Annotated in this window: 10 protein-coding genes; all 10 read right to left on the reverse strand. The window is 67.8% G+C overall.

Features of this window, described 5'->3' with window-relative positions; genetic code table 11:
• A partial coding sequence (locus ACFU0Y_RS04670; protein ID WP_380213284.1) for a homocysteine S-methyltransferase family protein occupies positions 1-1,033 on the reverse strand: 1,033 nt, incomplete at its 3' end.
• Between the two features lie 827 nt (positions 1,034-1,860).
• Positions 1,861-2,079 (reverse strand): transposase, encoded by a 219-nt coding sequence (locus ACFU0Y_RS04675; protein ID WP_380213285.1) that lies wholly within the window; start codon positions 2,077-2,079, stop codon positions 1,861-1,863.
• 104 nt (positions 2,080-2,183) lie between these two features.
• Positions 2,184-3,194 (reverse strand): IS481 family transposase, encoded by a 1,011-nt coding sequence (locus ACFU0Y_RS04680; protein ID WP_380213286.1) that lies wholly within the window; start codon positions 3,192-3,194, stop codon positions 2,184-2,186.
• Positions 3,195-3,434: 240 nt separating this feature from the next.
• The gene (locus ACFU0Y_RS04685; protein WP_380213287.1) at positions 3,435-6,932 is read right to left on the reverse strand and encodes a hypothetical protein; all 3,498 of its coding nucleotides are present in this window, start codon (positions 6,930-6,932) and stop codon (positions 3,435-3,437) included.
• A gap of 289 nt (positions 6,933-7,221) precedes the next feature.
• The gene (locus tag ACFU0Y_RS04690; protein WP_380213288.1) at positions 7,222-8,094 is read right to left on the reverse strand and encodes a hypothetical protein; all 873 of its coding nucleotides are present in this window, start codon (positions 8,092-8,094) and stop codon (positions 7,222-7,224) included.
• A gap of 5 nt (positions 8,095-8,099) precedes the next feature.
• The gene (locus ACFU0Y_RS04695) at positions 8,100-9,512 is read right to left on the reverse strand and encodes a hypothetical protein (RefSeq protein WP_380213289.1); all 1,413 of its coding nucleotides are present in this window, start codon (positions 9,510-9,512) and stop codon (positions 8,100-8,102) included.
• Between the two features lie 17 nt (positions 9,513-9,529).
• On the reverse strand, positions 9,530-11,731 hold the full coding sequence (locus ACFU0Y_RS04700) for a hypothetical protein (protein WP_380213290.1): 2,202 nt from the start codon (positions 11,729-11,731) through the stop codon (positions 9,530-9,532).
• On the reverse strand, positions 11,731-13,686 hold the full coding sequence (locus ACFU0Y_RS04705) for a baseplate J/gp47 family protein (RefSeq protein WP_380213291.1): 1,956 nt from the start codon (positions 13,684-13,686) through the stop codon (positions 11,731-11,733). Before ACFU0Y_RS04705 ends, ACFU0Y_RS04700 begins: the two co-directional genes overlap by 1 nt.
• Positions 13,683-18,920, reverse strand: coding sequence for a baseplate J/gp47 family protein (locus ACFU0Y_RS04710; RefSeq protein WP_380213292.1), 5,238 nt, complete (start codon positions 18,918-18,920; stop codon positions 13,683-13,685). Before ACFU0Y_RS04710 ends, ACFU0Y_RS04705 begins: the two co-directional genes overlap by 4 nt.
• Positions 18,917-19,339 carry a GPW/gp25 family protein gene (locus ACFU0Y_RS04715; RefSeq protein ID WP_380213293.1) on the reverse strand — a complete coding sequence of 141 codons (423 nt, stop codon included), beginning with the start codon at positions 19,337-19,339 and terminating at the stop codon, positions 18,917-18,919. The genes ACFU0Y_RS04710 and ACFU0Y_RS04715 overlap by 4 nt, the downstream gene beginning before the upstream one ends.
• Positions 19,340-19,341 lie beyond the last annotated feature (2 nt).

Consider the following 19,341-nt stretch of genomic DNA (forward strand, 5'->3'; position numbering starts at 1 on the left):
GCTCCACGATGTGCGCGGGCAGACGCTCGTTGCTGCCGTACATGAAGTGGTTCTCCATCCGCTCGGAGAACCGGCTCGCCTCGGTCACCCGCCCCACAGCCTCGGCGACCTCACGCACGAGCATCGGAGAGGCCCCGCAGCACACACCGAGGTAGTGGACACCGAGCTCGAGGGCCTCCTCCGCGAAACGCCTGATCTCGTACCGGTTGGTGGCGAGCGGATCCAACGCCGTCGGGAACGTCCGGTGGTGCGGTGAGGCCACGCGGGCCTGCGGATCGGAAAGGTTGAAGAAGGTCGGCTCGCTCTTCGTCGTCCGATACGGCACCGGGAGCGCGGCGACGTGGCACGAGACCGCCTCACGGATCTGCCGCACCCACGGCATCATCGTCTCCGGGCCCCGAAAGCAGTTCATGCCCACGACATCGGCTCCGGCCTGCTCGAGGCGCTGCGCGGTCTCCACCACGCCGATACCGTCCGCCATCTCCTCGAAGGCCATCGGAGCGAGGGTGATGACGACGGGCAACCCGGACCTCTGGGCCACGTCGAGGGCGGCGAGTGCTTCACCGGCGTAGTAGAAGGTCTCCCCGACGATCAGGTCGGCACCCTCGTCGACCGCCCACCCCACCATCTCCTCGAACATCGCCCGCACGCTGGCCTGGCTGCCCGGGTCGGACGGATCCCAGATGTTGGTGTTCGAGATGTTTCCCGCCATCAGGTCACCGGGACGGGCATCGGCAACGCCTCGGGCGATCTTCAGTGCGGATCGATTGAGCGGTTCGAGCAAATCCTCTTTGCCGATGACCCGCATCTTCTCGCGGTGCCCGTTGTAGGTGAATGCCTCGACGATGTCCGATCCGGCGCGCTGGAAGTCCACGTGCAGCGCGCGCAGGGCCTCCGGGTACTCCAGCGCGACCTCCGGAACGAACTCGCCCGCGCTGAGGTATCCCCTCCGCTCCAGTTCAAACAGGAAACCCTCGGCGCAGATGACAGGACCTGCTGCCAGACGCTCGGTCAGGGTGGGTGTAGCGGCCATGCGGCCTCCTCGAATCTCGACCGATGTAAAAGTGAAAGAGCCCGCGCCGTCCTCGACGGACCCCGGCGTCGTGCAGTTAGACGGGAACATACGCACCTGCCCGGTCGGTGGGCTACCGGCTGCCTTCCGCCGTCACATTTCGCCACGGAGTGTCGTTTTGCAGAACGCCCGGGAAACCCCAGCCTGTGGGCGTGGTCGTCCCGTGGCGGTCTCCTGTGATTGCTTCGTGGCGGCACCCACTCCGGCGAATGATGGGAACTGCCGCGAGCGACAAGGCTTGTCCACTCCGGCCGGTCACCGTCAGCGGCGCCGTCGGGCCGACCGAGTCGTGGGTCGTGGTGCCACAGCCTCTGACCGGCGTCCTTGGGAACCTCCGGCCCGGCCAGTATTCCCGTCGATCCTCATGGCGGGCAGCCCCCGTTGCCGAATGCTGCGGGCAGTTCGCGGGGAGGCCGGTCGATCGGGGCGTTCCCGGGAGAGAACTTCAGCCCTCAGGGCCCTTGAGGGCGCTCTCTCATTCCTGGGCGGTTCCACTCACCACCAACTAAGAATGGCCCGCCCGGTCCAGTAAGACCGAGCGAGCCGCAGACACTAGAAGGCGAGTTCTACATGTCCATCACACACACTACCCCACCGCTGTCCCAACCGGAGCAGTCCCCACTCCCCAACTGCTGCCCGATCCGCGCCAGGGCCCCATCCGTCGTCGCCGGGTCCCGCCGGGCCTCTACCGCCATCCGGGTCCCGCGCTCAGGCAACTCGTCCAGGTACTTCCTCGGCGCTCCCATGACTCTCGTTCTTCCGTGGAATGAGAGCCTCCAACAGACCCGTCACGGGACAATCACCTCCACCGCCCGGCGGACCAGTGCCCGGCGCACCGGCCCCACCGGCCACGGCGAGGAGGACACGAACTGCTGCAACTGCTGCTGGTTCATCCCCAGCCGCGCCCCCAACGGCTGCATCGACTTCCGCCGCCCCTCGAGCATCGACCCTTGTTCGTACAGCCCGCCCTTGGCCCACTGGTCCTTGCGGGCCAACGACCCGAACACGTCCTCCACGAAAGCCTCGAGCGCCCCTGGACCTGCTCCATCTCGCCTGCACGAGGCGAAATTAACAAACCCGATCACGGATTAACAGACCTAACGAAGTACTACTAGCTGTAGGAGGGCATGACGTTATTGGCTCGGGCCGGGACATGTGAGGCCGGGGGCTGATCACCACAGGCGGTATGCGGCCGATGGTAATTGAAGTGGTTCACCCACACCCCGATCGCGTCCCGTCGGGCTTGTTCGCTGGCGTAGGGGCGGGCGTAGAGGACCTCGTCGGCCAGCAGCCGGTTGTACCGCTCCACCTTCCCGTTGTGGCGCGGGGTGTACGGGCGGATCCGTTGGTGCCGGCCGGCCAGGGCGAGGACGCAGCGGGTGAAGTCCCGGGCCTTGTAGTTGGCGCCGTTGTCCGTGACCACCCGGTGCAGACGGGTGATGCCGTGGGAGGCGAAGAAGGCTCTCGCCCGGCAGAAGAACCCGATCGTGGTGGTGGCCCGCTCGTCGTCGAGGGCTTCGGTGTAGGCCAGCCTCGAGAAGCCGTCCACGGCCGAGTGCAAGTAGGTGTAGCCGATCTTCGCCCCGGGACCGCGCTTGGCCGCCTTCGCGGCAGCACTGCCGCGGCCATGGGCACGCCAGCCGCCGCCGTCGGGGATGCGCCCGACCTTCTTCACATCCAGGTGGACCATGTGCCCGGGCCACGCGGCGCGGATCCGTCCCGGGGTCCTGCGGGAGTTCTCGCCTGCGGCGGTCAGATCGCGCAGGCGGGAGATCCCGAGACGGGCCAGCCAGCGGCCGACGGTGCGCAGGCTGATCGCCACGGCGCGGTCGACCAGGTGGCGGTCGATGCGCCGCGCCGACCACTTGCGCTTGCGGCGCCAGCGCTCGATGAGCTCCACGACCGCCTCCGGGGTGCGGGTGCTGCTGCGCCGCGGGGTCGAGGGTCGGTCGGCCAGCCCGGCTTCACCTGCTTCGAGGTAGCGGGCCACCCAGGTCGCCACCGTGGGTCGGCTGACGCGGAACTCGGCGGCAACGTGGGCCTTCGGGATGCCGTCGTCGAGGTGACGCAACACCATGCGCAGCCGGCCGGTCGGAGTCAGGGGTGCATTAACGTGGGTCATGAACGGGCTCTCTCGTGCGGACGGACGGTGTAGGAACTTCCATCCTGTGGCGAGGAGCCCGTTCCTCATCTCATCGACGCACCCGTGACAAGAACCTCATGACCCACAACAACTAGCCGCGGACAAGTATTACCGAAACCACATTTCGTCATGACCAGGCGCCCAAACCTGCGGAAGCGTGGCGCAAGTGCTGGAACAGGTCGGCGAGGCCTGTAGAGCTGGAACAGCTAATGGGATACATCATTTATTGCGTCGCCTTCTTATCACCTTAGGTGGCCCCGAGGCGACGGTCGCTCTCTTGCGCATGTCCCTATAAAGGACGTGCATTTTGAGGGCTTGGTCAGTTTCGGGATCGCCCGTGGGAGGTAGCTGAGACGGTTGGACCAACCAGTGATCCATAGATGGGATTGTATTGGGGCGAGTCCGATTTTCTGCCGCACCACCCCACACTTTCGTCCAGTGCAAAGTTGCTACGAGCGGATTAGCCCCCGGATTCTCGCGTATTCGCGCCTGAGAAACATGTTTGGCTAGGCCTTCGAGCTCATCTGCACATGCTGTACACGGACTATACGGGTCGTTTACAATGTCAATTCTGCGAATGTTTTGCCAGCGATTTTTTATTGAATTGAGCCACTCGGCAAAATGATGTTCGGCATGGTCCGAATTGGAGGTGCGGCCCATGTCAGCCGAATTCCAATTTAGGACCTCCAGTTTACTTGGATTTTGAGGGAGGAATACGGCGCCACCGCGTTGTCGAGGACCAGCACCCGCCCCTCCATGTTCCTTGCGGACCTGATAAACAAACGACTGCCCTGTTACAGTCTTATGTTCCTCCGGATCAACCGCTCCCAGCGCATTACCACCTGGCTCGGACCCCTCGTCGAACCATATGGTGGCGCGAACGTGCATTTGTGGCTTCGGTGCCGTTGATGACAGGTCAGCCAACACGATAGCTGGACTCGCTTCCCCAACAATCTGGAGCCTATCGTTTTTGCTTTCGAGCCGCAGACCATGAAGTCCCACCGGAGAAAGTTCAGAGAGTACTCCCGCTAGCACTTTCTTAATATTGGCAGGAGTTGCCTGATCCTCCAGCTTGGCGTCAATCTGTTCCAATGCAAGGCCCAGAACGCCATTATCATTATTGGCGGTCGGAGAATCGATCTTCGGTTCCTTGCCTAACGCCCCACCAATTAGCTTCCCGGCGACCTTGACGAGCTTGACCGCCTGGTTGATCACCCAGTCGATCGCCGTGTTGACCGGCTTCCGGGCCTTGTCGATGACCCCCCGGATCGTCTTGCTGATGTCCCCCAGACCGAGCAGCCCGGCCAGAAACCCGATCGCCACGGGAACCGCCTTGGCCAGGGCCTCCTCTACGAGTTTCGCGGCCACACCGATGTTGCCCTTTGCGATTGCACCCACAGAATCGAGAACCGCGTTGATGAGGGCGGCAATCTGCGAACCCCGGTTGATGAAGAACATGACGATGTCGTAGATCGCCTTGCAGGCCTTGAAGAAGGCCGATGCGGGGTTGAGCAGGCCGATGAGCCAGGTGATGCCCGCGACGATGACCTTCTCCCGGATGAACTCGAAGATCGCGTCCAGGACCATGGATTTCAGCTCGAGGACCTTGTCCTTGATGAACCGCCACAGCCCCGGGACGCCTTCGGTGAGCAGGATCTTGAAGACCTCAGCGGCCTTCTCCAGTCCGGCGACTACGGGCTCCCCGACGATCTTGACGGCACGGGCCCGGAAGTTCGCGTAGGTGAGGCCGAGCACCTGCAGGACGATGCTGACGATGCCCTGGAGGTCGAAGTTCTCCGGCATGGTCAGTCCGGCGCCGGCGAGCGCACCGAAGAGCCAGTCCATGAGGCCCTTCTTGAGGTGCTTGCCGATGTTGGCCATGAAGTTCTTCAGGCCGGCCATGACTCCGGCGACGAGGTTGGACAGGAACCCGATCGGGTCCGCGATGATGTCCCCGACGACGTCGGCGGCCTTGGCCAGCACGCTGAGCAGCATGTTCTTGAACGCGAGGATCTTCTGGACCAGGCCCACCGTGGCGTCGTAGATGCGGTCCCACAGGGACTTGTTGGCGTTCCGGAGCTCTTCCTCCTTCGCGGACATCCGTTCGTAGGACTCCTTGTACTGCGTGGTGAGGTTCTCGATCAGGGCGTTCTTGCGGTTGTCGATGCTCTCGGTCATCGCGCTGAACTCGGACGAGACCTTGGCCAGCGCTTCCTCACCGAAGCTCTTGACGCTGTCGTCGAGACCCGCCACGAACTCCTGGACGGCACGCTGTCCGTCGACCACGCGCTTCTTGGCCGCTACCAGCTTGCGGTCCACGCAGTCGGAGACCTTGTTGATGGCGACGTCGACGTGGAGGAAATACTCCTCCCGCGCCTTCTTCAGGGACTTCGTGATGTGATCCCGCCAGTCGTCGCCCCAGGTGGTGGCCCAGGTCAGGGCACCTCCCTTGGCTTCCTCGAAGGTCTCGCCATAAGCCTTCTCGGCCGAGGCAAGACCCTCCCCGAAGATTTGGGTTGCCTCGGTCTCCATCTCCAGCAGGACCGTCTCGACGGCAGCACGCGTGTCGTTCTTGATGCGGTCGATCGTCTCCGTGATGCGCTGGCGCTCGGCCTCGTCCTTGGACTTGGTGCCCACCTGCTGGCCGGCGACCGTCCCGATGGCCGCGGACCGCGCCCCCTGCATCGAGGACAGGCCACCGGCGAGGGTTTCTCGGGCCCGTCCGGCCGCCGACTCCCGTTGTCCCGCTTCCGCAGTCCGGTAGGCCGGAGCGGCTTGGGCCTCGTGGGCTTCGGCCTCCGATCGGGCCTGCAGGGTCTGGGAGAACTCCGGCTCGTTGCCCTTCTCGAGGAGCTCCTGTGAGACTCCGGCGTCGGCCATGGCCGTATCCGTGGCCTTGCGGTCCTCGGAGTAGTCGAGCCGTGCCGCCGGCAACGGTGCCGGCACCACCGGTGCCGCGGACACCGGTGCCGGCGGGTCGCCGACCTGTACGGGGACCAGCGGATCCGGCGCCCGGTCCGTACCCGGGGCGGGCGGCGCCTCGGCCGCTCCCGCGTTCATCAGAGGACCGACCGCGGCGTCCTTCTGGGTGGCGAGTGTTCCCTGCAGGACGTTGCTGGCCTTCCGCCCGCCGCCCGAGACCAGTTCCTCAGCCTCCTCCTCGGTCTTCGGCTCCGGAGTCGCTTTGTCGATCGCCTCCCGCAGCTTGGTACGGAACGTCGACTTGTCCACTTCGGAGGTCTGTTGCTGCGCGGCGTCCAGGTTCTTGACCGTGTTCTCGGCCGCGGACCTCTGCTGTTCCGTGGCCGGTTGGATGGCAGCCGCCTGAGCGCTCCCCACCACGGATCCGGCCGGGGCGTGCGAGGCCGCCTTCGCGGCGCGTCGACGGAGGGCCGCCACTGCCGGGGCGACCGCTTCCTCGGCGGCAGGTGGTTCTTCGACCACGGGCGCCGGTGCTTCGGTCGCCGGAACGGTGGCAGGTTCGGCAGCAGTTTCCGCCCCGCGTGCTGTGACGGGTTCGGCCGCGGGGCCAGTGGCGGGTGTGCCCTCGGCGGCGACGACGGAGGCGGCCGGCGCCGTTGCAGGCTCGACCTCGGGGACGACCGCGGGAGCGCCGGCAGCCGGCTGCCCGGCGGACGGGATCGGGGCCTTGCCGCCACCTACTACCGCGCCCTCCGATGTGGGAGAGCTGGTTTTCATCCGCACGGCCGGAGCCATCGATGCAGCAGGCGGCGGGGCACCGCCCGTTGGCGCTGCTGTCGACGGTGGCGGGGCGGCCGGCCGTGGGGGTCTGTCCGAAGAGGAGACCCGGCCGGCCATCGACCCGCCGTCCAGCAGGGCAGAGACACCCCGGTTGCCCAGTCGCCGGCGCAGGTCGGCCGGGGTCGGACGTGCCGCTGCCCGCCGGGGCGGCACCGGAGCCGCCCGGCGGATGTCTGCGCTGCTTCGACGAGCAGGTGTCTCGCGTGAGGAGGCCATTGGTCAGGGTCTCGGTCGTGGTGTGCTTCTACTGTGGCTCGGGGGTTTTGGGTGGGGCCACTTCCTTTTCCTTTTCCAGGGCGCCTACCCGTTGGATCAAGCCGTTGATCTCGCAGAGCACCTCGACGGGTTTCACCCAGCGCCGGACATCCGCATTGATCCCCACAATGCCCTGCGGCGAGTTGCCCTCCGTGCCATTGACCCTTTGCTTGAGATTGACAGCTCCGAGCAGAACCCAGTCGCTGTTGCAGGAGCAGCTGCACTCCTGGAGGACAGAGCACCAGTCCGTGTCAGCGCTGGCTTGCTCGACGGCGGCCCCACCCCGGGGCTGCGCCTTGTCGGAGGTGTCGGCGCTCTCCTTGAAGACATTGTCGAGTTCCTCGAGGCGTCCGCACACGCTCCCAGACAGGCTGTCGAGTTGTTGGCGCGTGAAGGCTTTGACCAGGGCCCGGTCGCGAACCCTGGTGCAGCATTCCTCGGCCTCGTCCGAGGAGCAGCCGCACGGCTGGCTGCCATCCTCGTCCGAGGTGGTCCGCCGCAGGGCGATGAACACCGGACTCGGCAGGTCGTCGGGCGAGCAGGGATCGGGGTCGAAGTCAAGGTCCACCGGGCACGTCAGCTCGATGGGGAATCCGCGGCAATCCACCGCCAGCCCCCGATCGACCCGCACCACCCACGGTGGTTCGCCCTTGAGCTTGGTGACGGGGTTCAGCCCCAGCCCGCAGACCACGCCGCAGCCGAAGTACGACCGCAGGACCGACTGGAGGAGCGACACCGGATACTGCGACGCCGTCTCCAGATCCTCGGCGGACACGACCATCCCGTCGTGGAACTTCGCACTCTCCAGCCCCGTGGCCTTCTCCTTGTAGGGAAGCTCGGATCTGGTCGTCTTGGTCTTCATGGGAATCACGCTCCGTCTGGTTGTCCGTCGGTGACCGTGCTCTGTTCGGTCGTGGTCTGCTCAACGTGTCGGTCGTATTCAGCCTCGTCCCGGTGGTGGGGGCCGACCTGGAACGACGTGATCAGATCGCCTCCCGGTCTGGCCTGGCATGAAACCCCGCAGTCGATTCCGATCGGCCGGGCGTCGAGCATCCGCCCGCAGTCGTCCCGCAGCAGCTGGCCACGGATGGTCACCTCGACCCGAATGCCGTGGAAGAGGTTTGACTGCTTGCCCGTCACCTCGGACGGAACCCAGTCATCCTGGTCGGGGACCAGACGCGCTCCTCGGATCTTCCCGTCGCGCTCCAGTGGGACGAGCTTCGCAAGCGGCATCCGATAGTTCCTCCAGGAGGCGTCGCCGTCCTGGTAGAAGACCGTGATGAAGATGCTGGCTTCGTGGATCGATTTCGCGTCGAGAGGCTTCGTGAACCACACCTCGAACCCTGTGCTGTGCTCCGTCACCCGGCGGGCAAAGTCATCCCAGGGGACCCGGACCTTCCAGTCCTCGTGGATCCAGTCCTGCCAGGAGATCTCCTCCACCCGCGGGAGGTCGGCGTCGCAGCAGCGCGTGAGTTCGTACAGCAGCGGATTGCGGTAGACGAGAGGACGGACCGTGACGACCTCCGGCGGCGTGTCCGGGCAGAAGCCGTAGCGGGGGTCGCAGTCCCGCGCCCTCTCGTCCTCTCCGGCCAGGTCGCAGATCGTCAACCGCGCCAACGGCACACCGACCTCGGGAACGGGATCGTAGTCCCACCCGTCCTGACAGGCATCGCGCGTCGGCCCCGGTGTCCTCGAGTACCAGTCGACGTCAGGACTTTCCCGCACACTCGCGGCCCTCAGAAGCAACCCGCCGTTCCTCCGGTGCAGGTATTCGCCGTGGCTCACGCACCGTTCCCAGGGGTGGTCCGGGCAGTCGCAGTTGTCGTCCCCGCAGTCGGGATCCAGGCTGAAGACCACGCCCTCCTCCGTCCACGGGGGGCGGTGCCGGGCAGAAGAGCAGCAGTCGTCCTGGTCGGGAGTCCGGACGGCGTAGTGCGCTGTGAGAGTGTAGGCGCCGGCCTTCATGGGGAGTTCTCCGACAATGTCATCCATACCGAGCCGCCCCTGCTTCCAGACGAGCATGCGCCCATGCCGGTCCAGGGCGAGACCGTCCCCCAGTTCGAGATGGCCGTGCCGGAGATCCAAGGATCCGTCGCCGCAGACCGACAGTCCGTATCCGATCACCACGCCGTAGCCGTGGACGGCTCGGTTGAGGATTCGTTGGCGGTCGAGCTCGTCCTGCAGCCCGAGATTGAGCTGTTCCGCGGTCAACTTCTGCCGTGGCGTGAAAAGCGGTCGGCGGGACCAGGCCTGCCGGTCCTCCCCGTGGTGAGTTTTCATGGGTTGCTCCTTCGAGGTCACAGCAATCGAGGTCCGGTGGCCGGACGGGCACCGCGGTCGAGCACGGCCAGGCGGTTCTCCTCGGGCAGCGGCCATCTGCCCAGGCGCGTCGTGGTGCCGAGTCGCTCGCGTGCCGATCTGCCCAGTCGTGAGCCAGCCGGCACGTTTTCAGCACCTTTTGGGGTGCCGTCCGAGCCGAGCCGGAAATCTTCGTCCAGACGGTCACCGGACTTGGAACGTTTACCCGACCACCGGATCCGGAGCCGGCAGTGCGCGGGGACGAACGTGTCCAACAGACGGTCGAGCGCGGCTTGGGGGACAGGGTCGTCAACACCGTTGTGAAACGTGATCGTCACGGTGCGTGCCCTCCGGGCGAGCATTACCTGGTAGTCGGGGCACGCCGGCCCCAGTCGGGACTCTCCCAGCACCATCGACCCTGTTCGGGTCGGCAGGGGCAGCCGGCCCAGCAGCACGGTGTCGATCCCGAGCCGGGACGGACCGGCACCGGTTGAGGCGGGGTTGCCGACGCCCAGGAACCAGCCCGCGGGATCGTCGGACGAGTCGGTGACCGTGACCTCCCCCTCGGTCGCGATGCCCAGGACCTTTTCGAGCCCCGCCCTGGTGCCGCGGGCATCCAGGATTCCGGGGGCCTGGGCCAGGAGCTCTCGTCGAACACGGGGCGTGAGTTCTCCGAGGGGAGGGAACCCCAGCCAGCCGAGGAGGTAATCGGTCCACTCGTCGGACGCCGTGTCCGGACTGATCCGGTCGGGCAGGGCGTCCAGCGTCTCGTCGATGCCGTCGAGGAGGACCTCGTAGGGTGCCAGGACCTGACGCAGGGCCTCGACGCCGCGGGGATTTTCCTGGTAGATCGCGGGCAGATGATCCAGGTACGACGAGTTGGGATAGTGGATCCGCAGACCGGTCAGTGCCGGCGGCGCGCCCCCGGCGGCCGTGCGCAGGTCGATGCGCAGCCACAGCGTCGTGTCACCCACCGTGTTGAGGAGTACCGCGTGGCGCCGGGCGGATCCGTCGGATCCGCGGAACATCGTGGCGGGCGAGCGCCACGGCAGGGCCTCGTCCAGAGCCTCGGCGGAGCGGAGCGTGCCCGGCAGACTCAGTATCCGTGCGATCGGCTCACCCGGCCGCTCCATGTCCGCCGCGAACCACGTCACCGACATGGTGGTTCCCGGTGGCAGCTCCGCCTCGATCTCCGCTCGGTCCCAGCCGGAGCGGGGGCGTCGGGGGGACACCAGCGCAGGGGTGACGAAGGTCGCCCAGTGCGCTGCGTCGGCGTCGGTGTCAGCGGTGAGTTCTGCCACGCCGTGAGCGCAGGACAGGACCAGGCCGTCCGGGCAGCCCGCCAGGGCCGTGGGCCGGCCCAGTCGCTCGGGCACGTCGATGATCTGGTGGTTGTCCACCAGACCGGACAGCCGATCGACCTCCTGGAGCACGATCACCGTGGCGTCCCGGCCGAAGCCCTCCGGGACAGTGACGAGATGGACCCGGTCCGCCGGTCCGATCGCCAGCAGTGTCGTGCCTCTTTGATGGACCCTGTCCAGGACAACACGACGCAGCGGCGTACCCGTGCCGACGTCGACCACCATGAGTTCACCGGAGGCCTCCGGATCGAGGGCGAGGACCTGCCTCCCGTCGTCCGAGGCGTCGACCACGAGTCTTTCGGCCGTTACGGCCTCCAGCGATACAGGTTCGCGGCAGGTCCGGCCCCAGCAGTCGACGTGCCGCAGCCGCCAGTTGCCGTCGTCGTCCGATTCGGCGACCCAGAGACCGTCCCGGCCGTCTCCCGCGGCATCGGACAGTCGCCACCTTGCGAGGGGCCGCGACGGGGAGAGCCGCTGCAGGGTGGCCGCATCGTGGCGAAGAAGACCTTCCTCGGCGACCGTCCACAGAACGCTCCGTCCCGCCACCAGGCGCCGCGCCGTATGGACCCCGTGCAGGGCCCCGAGTCGGATCGCCACACTCTCCGACGGCCACCACCGCATGACGGTGCCGGTGTCCGGCTGCAGCCACAGCAGCCGGCGGTGGGCGTCGAAGGCCGGCAGGAGGCGTCCGTCGGGCGAACCCGTATCCGGTAGGGGCCGGACACCCAGCCGCTCGGGAACGACGAGACGGTCGCCGCGCACCTGGAGCCCGTGCCGTACGCCGGCCTGCCAGTGGGCTCCGGTGCAGAACTCGTAGGACTGTTTTTTCGTCTCGGGCATCAGTCCCACCTCCGCTGTGTCAGCGCCGTACGGGCCAGTCCACCAGCCGGCGACTGGTCAACAGTGACCTTCCCCGCCACCACGACACCGTCCTGCGGCACCACGACCGGGCCGTCGCCCAGCAGCTGCCCGGCGGCCGCCATCCGGACGACGGGCACGGTGGCCACGTCGTCGATGTCGGCGGCGACCGACAGGACGTCGGAGACGGTCAGGTCGCGTCCCAGCGGCCACGGTGGGACGTCATGGTCCAGTTGAACGACGGCGAGCCGGTGCGCGACGGCCTGTTCGACGGCGGTCCGCACCGCCGGGAAGGACGCCCACGGCTTCGTGGTGACGGTGATCTGCAGGTCGACCATGACGATGGTCGGACCCTGCACCACCAGCCGTTCGCCGAGGATTCGCCGGCGCTCCAGGTGGGTGGCCACCTCGCGGACATAGACCGCGGGCACTCCCGCCGGCGCGTCGGCACTGGTCTCAGCCGTGGACGGTGAGAAACCGACGGGTGCGACGACCAGTGTTCGGACCCCGTCCACCTGTCGTCCGGGCAGGCGAGGGTCGAAGCGGGAGATCACCTCGGCTCGTCCGACGGCCAGGCCGGGCAGCGCGCTGGCCGCCCGAACCACGTCGTCGTCCGTCACGAGTGCCTGACGGCGCAGGGCGGCGGTCCGGGCCCGAGCCACGAGCTCGGCGGCCGAGGTCCGATCCCGGCCCCCGGTGAACCCGTGCCGGTTATTTCCGTAGTCTGACATGAGATCGGTCAGGGTCGGCACCTGCCAATCGAGTTGCGCACGGACGTTCCCCTCGGCGCCGGCGGTGCGGGTGAGACCCGTGTGCCCGATCCACGCCCCGGGCGGTGGGCACCGCCCGTTGAGGCCGTTGCCGAACAGCAGGTGGTCCGCGTGCACTTGCACATGCGGGTCGTCCGGCGCCGAGGTGCGGAGGTCCTCGGTGACCGTCCACGTCTCCCTGTCCACGGTGACCTCGAGCAGTTCTCCTCCTGCCCGGCCCGGTACCGCCGTCAGGTCCCCGGTGATGAGGTCGATGCGCTGGTCCGGCTCGCCGGTGCCGGACTTCGGGAATGGTGCGGCGTCGGACTGCTCCCACTGCACCAGGGGAAGCACGTTGACCGCGATGGCCCGCACCCGGGGGGGTCGAGGGAAGAACCCGCGGTCGAAGGAGATGCGCAGCTCCGATTCCGCAGCTCCAGGTGCCGCCGGAGGCATGTCGAGAACGACCTCACCCGACCTCGCCATCCCGAGGGTTCCGTCGTGCTCGGTGGGCAGTGCGGTCCAGCGACCCTGGCCGCCTTCCCGGTACTCGTACCGCACCGGGCCCCACGACGGCCCGTCCGGGGTCGGCGCCGGCCCCGGTGGCGGGACGACGTCGAACCCGAACGACACCGAGGCGCGGTGGTCTCCTCGCCCCAGGGGTCGGTCGAACCGCAGCGTCACGGTGCTGAGCGGGCGGGCGTGCTCGTCGTGGAAGTTCCAGGTCGTGCCGTCCAGGTCCGTCTCCGGCGCGGGCAGGTCCCGCCCATCCACGGTGCGGTGGCCACCCACGAGCCGGGCGGGGGTGAGGTACAGCGCCCGGTCCAGGACGAACGGCAGGGTCGGGCGCGCGCGGCACACCACAGGGGTGTCACGCGCGACGAGGCGGCCTTCGGAAACGGCTCCGGACGGCCAGACCAGGCCCCGCGCCGGGATGGGCCCTTCAGGGTGTTGTCCGAGGAGCGCCGCGAAGGACCTGCGGTGGCGGCTGCCGACGAATCCGGCGCGGTACACCTGCTGGTCGACGATCCATGCCAGCAGGTCGAGCAGCGTCATCCCCGGATCGTGCAGGTTGTGGTCGGTCCAGTCGGCTGCATGACGGGGGATCTGGGACCGTCCGAGCTCGACCAATTGCTCGAAATCGATGTTGTCGAGGGCTGGAACGAAGTCGCCCGGGTTCTCGGTCATGATGCGATCCCTTCACCGCTGACGGTCACCGTGATGGCGGCGGCCTCGGCGCAGACCATCCCGTCCGGGGGCACCTCTCCCACCGGTGCACCTCCCGGCCCCGTGATACGAGCCTCGGCGATGCGCTCGATCCCGGGCACCCCGTGGAGAGCCCGCAGCAGATCAGTGGTGGTCGCCCGGCGACCGAACGGCCATCCGGAACCGGTGGGGCCGCCGTGCTCCGGGTCGAACAACGCCACGAGGCGTTCTCTGGCGGCCTGCTCCACCTCCGCCCAGGACTCGGGTCGGGCGATGAGCTGCACGGCGACCTCAACGGGCACGTAGCCGGGCCCGTCAACCGTCACGGCATCTCGGTCCAGACCGCCCCAACCGACCTCGCGAAGATAGTCGACGACGGCGTTACGCTGGGCGTAGGTCGGCTGTGGACGGCGTGTGGTCCGGTCCCGGACCACCACCGAGACCCGGAGGGGCCCTCCGGGAACGTCCGGGCGCAGGCATCGGGCCCTGAGGATGTTGCCCGCGGAGGCGGCCACCAGATCCTCGACGTCTGCGGGCGCCACGGCACGTCCGGCGTGCCGCAGCTGGTGCGGTGCCGTGGCGAAGACCGCGTCGGGCGGCGGGGAATCCGCGCCGCCGGCGGTTCCCAGGGGGAGGACCGCCGTCTCGACCCCGGCGACGGCGCTGGTCAGCTTCGTCTCGATCCATGCTGGAACGTTGCCCACCACTCCCCCGCCCTGCTGGTAGGAGAAGCAACGGATGCTGTCCCTCCCGGCGGGTGGAATCCGCCCCGCTCGGTCGTCCCCGAAGGTCACGCGTCCCGTGGTCGGTTCGAGGACGTAGACGCGGGCGTCCCTGTCCTGGCCGATGAGGCTGTCGACGCGTTGCCAGAGCACCCAGGTGCCCGGTGCACCCGGGAAGTCTCTTACGAAGGCCTTCGTTCGCGCATCCGCCGACGTCTCGCGCTGTTGGCGGTGCTGATCCTCCAGCGTCATGCTTTCCTCCTCGCTGAGGTCCTCACGCACGCGGAGCTCGACGCTGTCGGGGAGCACCGGCACTGCGGACAGGAAAACAGTGGTCGCCGGTTCTCCCGCGCTCGAGCCCAGGACCTCGTTGCCCATGGTCGTGGCGTGGCTGACGCGCACCGCGTTGGGCAGCAACGAACGCACCACTGGCGCCCATCCGACGTCCGCGCGTCTGGGTTCCGTGCCGGCGTACGGGTCATTCCCGGCACGGAACCGGAGCCAGATGCGGTCCTTCCCGAACAGCCGCAGCGGGACCGGTGTCCGGTCCAACGACAGGCGGATCAGACCCGTACGGCGCATCGACGCGGTCGCGTCATCGACGGCCACACGGTGCCAGCCGTCCGGGGTCAGGACATCGACGTCCACGGTCCCGCGACCGGGCTGGTCCTCGGCGTCCACGAACAAGGTGAAGGGCCCTGCCTCGACCGGCCCGGTCAACCCGGCGAACAGCGCGCGGCCTGTGTCGCCGGGGACGCCGAGCGCCGCCGCACCCTGGAACAGCTCGAAGGTCGCCGTGGGGACCGTGGCGGCCTGCGTCTGGTCCAGGAGGCCGCCGTTGTTCTCCACCAGGACGGACTCGGGCAGCGCTGGTTTCGGACCGGAGAACGACGCCTCGACGGAGACGATCTCGGGCGGGTTGAGCTCCGAGGTGTCCACGACGACCGTCTGCGTCGTGGTGGAGCCCTGTTCCACGCTGGTCACCCTGTAGGTCGGCCGCCCATAGTCGCCGCCGATCAGTCGTGCCCGGATCCAGTAGGCTTCCTTACCCCCGATCTCCGTCGTCGTGAGGTCGGGAGGAACTTTGAACGTGATGTTGCCGGTGGCGGACAGATGGCCTGTGCCGTCGACGAACCCGGCGACGAGCTTCTGCCAGGCCTCGCCGTCGAAGTACTCCCAAGACAGCTCCGGATTGCGGTAGTCGCGCGCCCGCGCCAGGTCCCCCCACGAGAGGTCTTCGGCGATGACCGCCAGCGTGGCGTTGGGCGGCTGCGCCTCCCACGGCTCTGCCAACTGCGCCCACACCCGATCGCGGCTGCTCACGCTGCGCAGGACCGGCTGGCCCCGTGGCACGGCCGGGGCCGGAAAGTAGAGCTTCCCGGCAATGCTCTCGGCCCTGAGCCGAGCGAGGGTTCCGAGGTTGCCGGTGGTGACCTCCTGGTCCTCCGTGTGCCGGTCGGCGACGTGGTACTGGAACGAGTCACCCGCCACGGGGGCATTCAGGGTGGCGACTCGGTTCGGGTCCAGGCCGGTCACCGCATAGCTGGCCTGCCCGATGACGATCCGGGAACCGACATGGGTGTATTCGTCGTCCTTCGCCAGCTGGAGTCCGTCAGGGGCGTTCGCCCCGTCCCGTCGCGGACTCTCCGGGTCGACCGGCTCGAGAGGAACAGGGCGGGCCCCGGAGAACGTCCGGGCCCGGCGCTTGCCGTCCACCTCGGTCTGGTGCAGGCGCAGGAAGCGGATGCTGTCTCCGGCGGCGAGAACCGACGGGTCCGTCTCGTAGACCCGGAGATACCGGTTGTTGCCCTCCGAGACGTAGATCCTGGCAGTGACGTCCTCGAGGTTCACTTCCCTCGAGGAGCCGGGATCATCGAAGTCCTTTGCGACGTAGAGCCGGTCCGGTGCCCAGATGCCCTCGCTGCGCATCTCGACGTGGTCGTGCAGGAAGTATTCGATCATCCGGGGCGGAGACAACCGGGCCCGGAACAGCCGTTCGCCGGTCCCAGGCAACAGAACTTCCCCTCGTGGGCCCTCCGGTCCGTCCGCGGACCGGACGAGATACGGCCGGGACGACGTCGCCGGCCCCGGGAGGCCCGCAGTGGTGGCGGTATCACGCCACTGCCAGATCACCAGTTCCATGCTGGAGGCCACCGATCCGACGACGCCGACGACCGCGGGAAATCCTGCGACGCCGCGAATGTTGGGATGGGTGTGGAGAGCCGAGTTCGGGGTCAGGCCGATACCGCGCGCCGTTTCGATGGAGTTGACCTCCAGGCCACCGCCGACGGCCGGCGCCAGATCGAGTCCGCAGAGGCCTTCCTGGAGGCCGTCTTCTGACGCCGTGGTGAAGGCCACCCATACATGCTCGGTCCCGTCACCGGCGACGTAGCGCGTCGCCGCGGGGACGACCTCCGGGTGGGCCTCCGGGACGACCGCCTGGTCGTCCCCAGCCGGCTTCTCCGCAGGGGTCCACCCCACCGTGAAGCCCTGCGTCCCCGGATCGGATGCCAGGGACCCGATCCAGAGGACCCCCTTGTCATCACGCACCAGCACCTCGAGCGCCTTAGGCCTGCGGGGCCAGTCGGATCCCTGGACGGGGTGCAACGACGAGCCTGCGGAGAGCAGGGGCTTCCTCCCGGTGGGGTCCAGGTCCTTGACGCCGACCCACGGGTCGGTGTCGGGGGGACGCCCCTCGCCGTTCAGTACGCACGTGTGGAGAACTCCGTCGCCGACGTCGACCAGCACCACCGGGCTGGCCTCCATCGTGTCCGGGGCGGCGGCGACCAAGAGCTTGCCCAGGCGCTCGTTCACCGGTGTCGTCCGCCGCTCGAGACGGTGCCACGCCTCCGGCACCCTCAGCGCCGGGGAGCTCTCCGCATGCTGAACGATGCCCGACCACCATCGTCCCTCCCGGTCCTCCAGCACCACCAGGTCCGTTTCGTTGTAGCGGGCCACCGCCACCGGTGGACGGGTGCCGAGGACCACCCTTTCGCCGTCGCCGTCCATCACGACGGTCTCCAGCCAGCGCGGGCCGGCCACGTTCTGGACGATCGCCTGCAGATAGCCGTTGCGGCTGACTCCATACCCGTGCCACGACACCGCAGTGGGTGCCCCGGAATGCTGAGTGGCCACCCCGAACGACTCCATCGACGAGTCCGACAGTCCGAACCTCAGGGTCACCGTCGCGCCCTTCTTGCTCAGGGCCTCCGGGGCCGCGAGCGCGAAGGTGTCGAAGCGGACCGGCTCGGGGCCGAACGGGTGGAACCGTCCGGTGGTGGCCAGCGGCGTCCCGTTGTGGGCTGCATGGAGGATGGTTCGGCTGCTGCCTTGGCCCGTCGGCGATCCTTCGGCGTCCGGGCTTACGGTCGACTCGGTGTCGTTCACTTCGGCTGATGCCACCGTGATGCGGAGGTTCGCCGCAGGTTTCGTCGCGCTGGTCCGGCCGTTGATCGGTGTGCGGAGCCGGGCCCGGAGCCAACGGTTCTTGTGCCCGCCGACCTCGGTCTCCTCAACGGTGCCGGACCAGGCCTTGCCCAGCCGGAGGCGGGATCCGCGCACGCCGAGGAGGTCAAGGGCGTGCCACGTCGGTTCTTTCTCCGGCTCGCGCGTGCCGAACAGTGCGAAGTCGACGTCGAGCGCGCCCAGTTCCCCGGCAAGGGACTCCGGCGAAAGGTCGATCGTGATGGTGGCCGGCTGCTTCAGATTGAGGAGTTCGGCGTGCCCGACGTGGAACTCGTGACGCTGGACGTTCCTCAGGTCGAAGGCCCGGAACTGCGTGACTCGGGTCGCCGCGTCCTCCGCGTTCGCCGGTGCCTCGAGGGCATCCACCAGGGTCACGAGGCCGTTGTCCTTTTCCTCCTTGACTCGATACACGAACCGGCCGATCTCCAGCAGGTCCTGTTCCTGGAGCCCCGCGAGCGGACTGAGTTGGACGGTCTGGCTCCCGGAACCCGAAAAGGTGACCAGTGTGTAGTTGTCGGCCCAGGAGGTGGGGGGCTGCGCGGAAGTGACCTGGGCCGGGGCTCTGTCGATCCTGTCTGTGGACGGGTCGGCTGAATACAGCTCGGCGATGCCTCCAGGGATCAGTCGGATGCGGGACTCGGTCTCGAACGTGACCTGCTCACCGTCCGCCGTGGTCGCGGACACCTGTGTCCGAGCCGGGGCATGAACAGGAGAGGTAAATTTCGGGCCAAGAACCAGGACGAGCACACCGGTGGCGGGTCGGGGCGGCCCCGGCGGCAATCCCAGGAAGTCGAAGAAGGCGAGGGCGTCCCGTCGGGCGCTGCCGTCGAGACGAACGGTGGACTGCTCCGCCAGGCGAGCGCCGATCCGCAGCAGCGCGTGTCCGAAGTCGTCGCGGTCCTTGGACGGCCGCCACAGCGGCGCGAGGGCCTGTGCGTACTGCTCCAGCTCGGCGCGGAGCTCCGGGCCACGCCGTGGATCGGTCAGGGGGTGGGCTCCGGCTTCGAGGCGCGATCGGTCGGTGCTCATCGATTTGCCGATTCCCTGAAATAGAACGGATACACCAGGTTGCCCGGCTGGTTGGTCGCCCGGATCCTGTAGTCGATGTCCACATCGAGGTGGCCCAGATCGAGGTTCCGTGTTCCTACTCTCACGTCGAGAACGTCGATCCGGGCCTCGTAGTCGCGCAGTGCCTCGCGCACAGTGGACCCGATTTGTGTCATGACCTGCGTGCTGATGGCGGCGAAGGCGAGGTCGTGGATGCCGCACCCGAATCCCGGACGCATGACCCGCTCGCCCTTCGAGGTGCCGAGGATGATGCGGATGGACTGCTGGATGTCCTCCTCGTGGGACACCGGCTCAATCAGTCCCCGGGCCCGGGAGATCGTCACCGGAAAGGCCCAACCGGTGCCGAGGAAATCCCTGCCCAACTCGTCGTCGCGTTCCATGG

Source organism: Kocuria sp. NPDC057446 (assembly GCF_042802875.1).
Lineage (GTDB): Bacteria > Actinomycetota > Actinomycetes > Actinomycetales > Micrococcaceae > Kocuria.

Excerpts from the sequence above, each read along its gene's own strand:
- ACFU0Y_RS04680 (WP_380213286.1), bottom strand. The coding sequence starts at position 3,194 with ATGACCCACGTTAATGCACCCCTGACTCCGACCGGCCGGCTGCGCATG.
- ACFU0Y_RS04685 (WP_380213287.1), bottom strand. The coding sequence starts at position 6,932 with ATGGCTCCGGCCGTGCGGATGAAAACCAGCTCTCCCACATCGGAGGGC.
- ACFU0Y_RS04690 (WP_380213288.1), bottom strand. The coding sequence starts at position 8,094 with ATGAAGACCAAGACGACCAGATCCGAGCTTCCCTACAAGGAGAAGGCC.
- ACFU0Y_RS04695 (WP_380213289.1), bottom strand. The coding sequence starts at position 9,512 with ATGAAAACTCACCACGGGGAGGACCGGCAGGCCTGGTCCCGCCGACCG.
- ACFU0Y_RS04700 (WP_380213290.1), bottom strand. The coding sequence starts at position 11,731 with ATGCCCGAGACGAAAAAACAGTCCTACGAGTTCTGCACCGGAGCCCAC.
- ACFU0Y_RS04705 (WP_380213291.1), bottom strand. The coding sequence starts at position 13,686 with ATGACCGAGAACCCGGGCGACTTCGTTCCAGCCCTCGACAACATCGAT.
- ACFU0Y_RS04710 (WP_380213292.1), bottom strand. The coding sequence starts at position 18,920 with ATGAGCACCGACCGATCGCGCCTCGAAGCCGGAGCCCACCCCCTGACC.
- ACFU0Y_RS04715 (WP_380213293.1), bottom strand. The coding sequence starts at position 19,339 with ATGGAACGCGACGACGAGTTGGGCAGGGATTTCCTCGGCACCGGTTGG.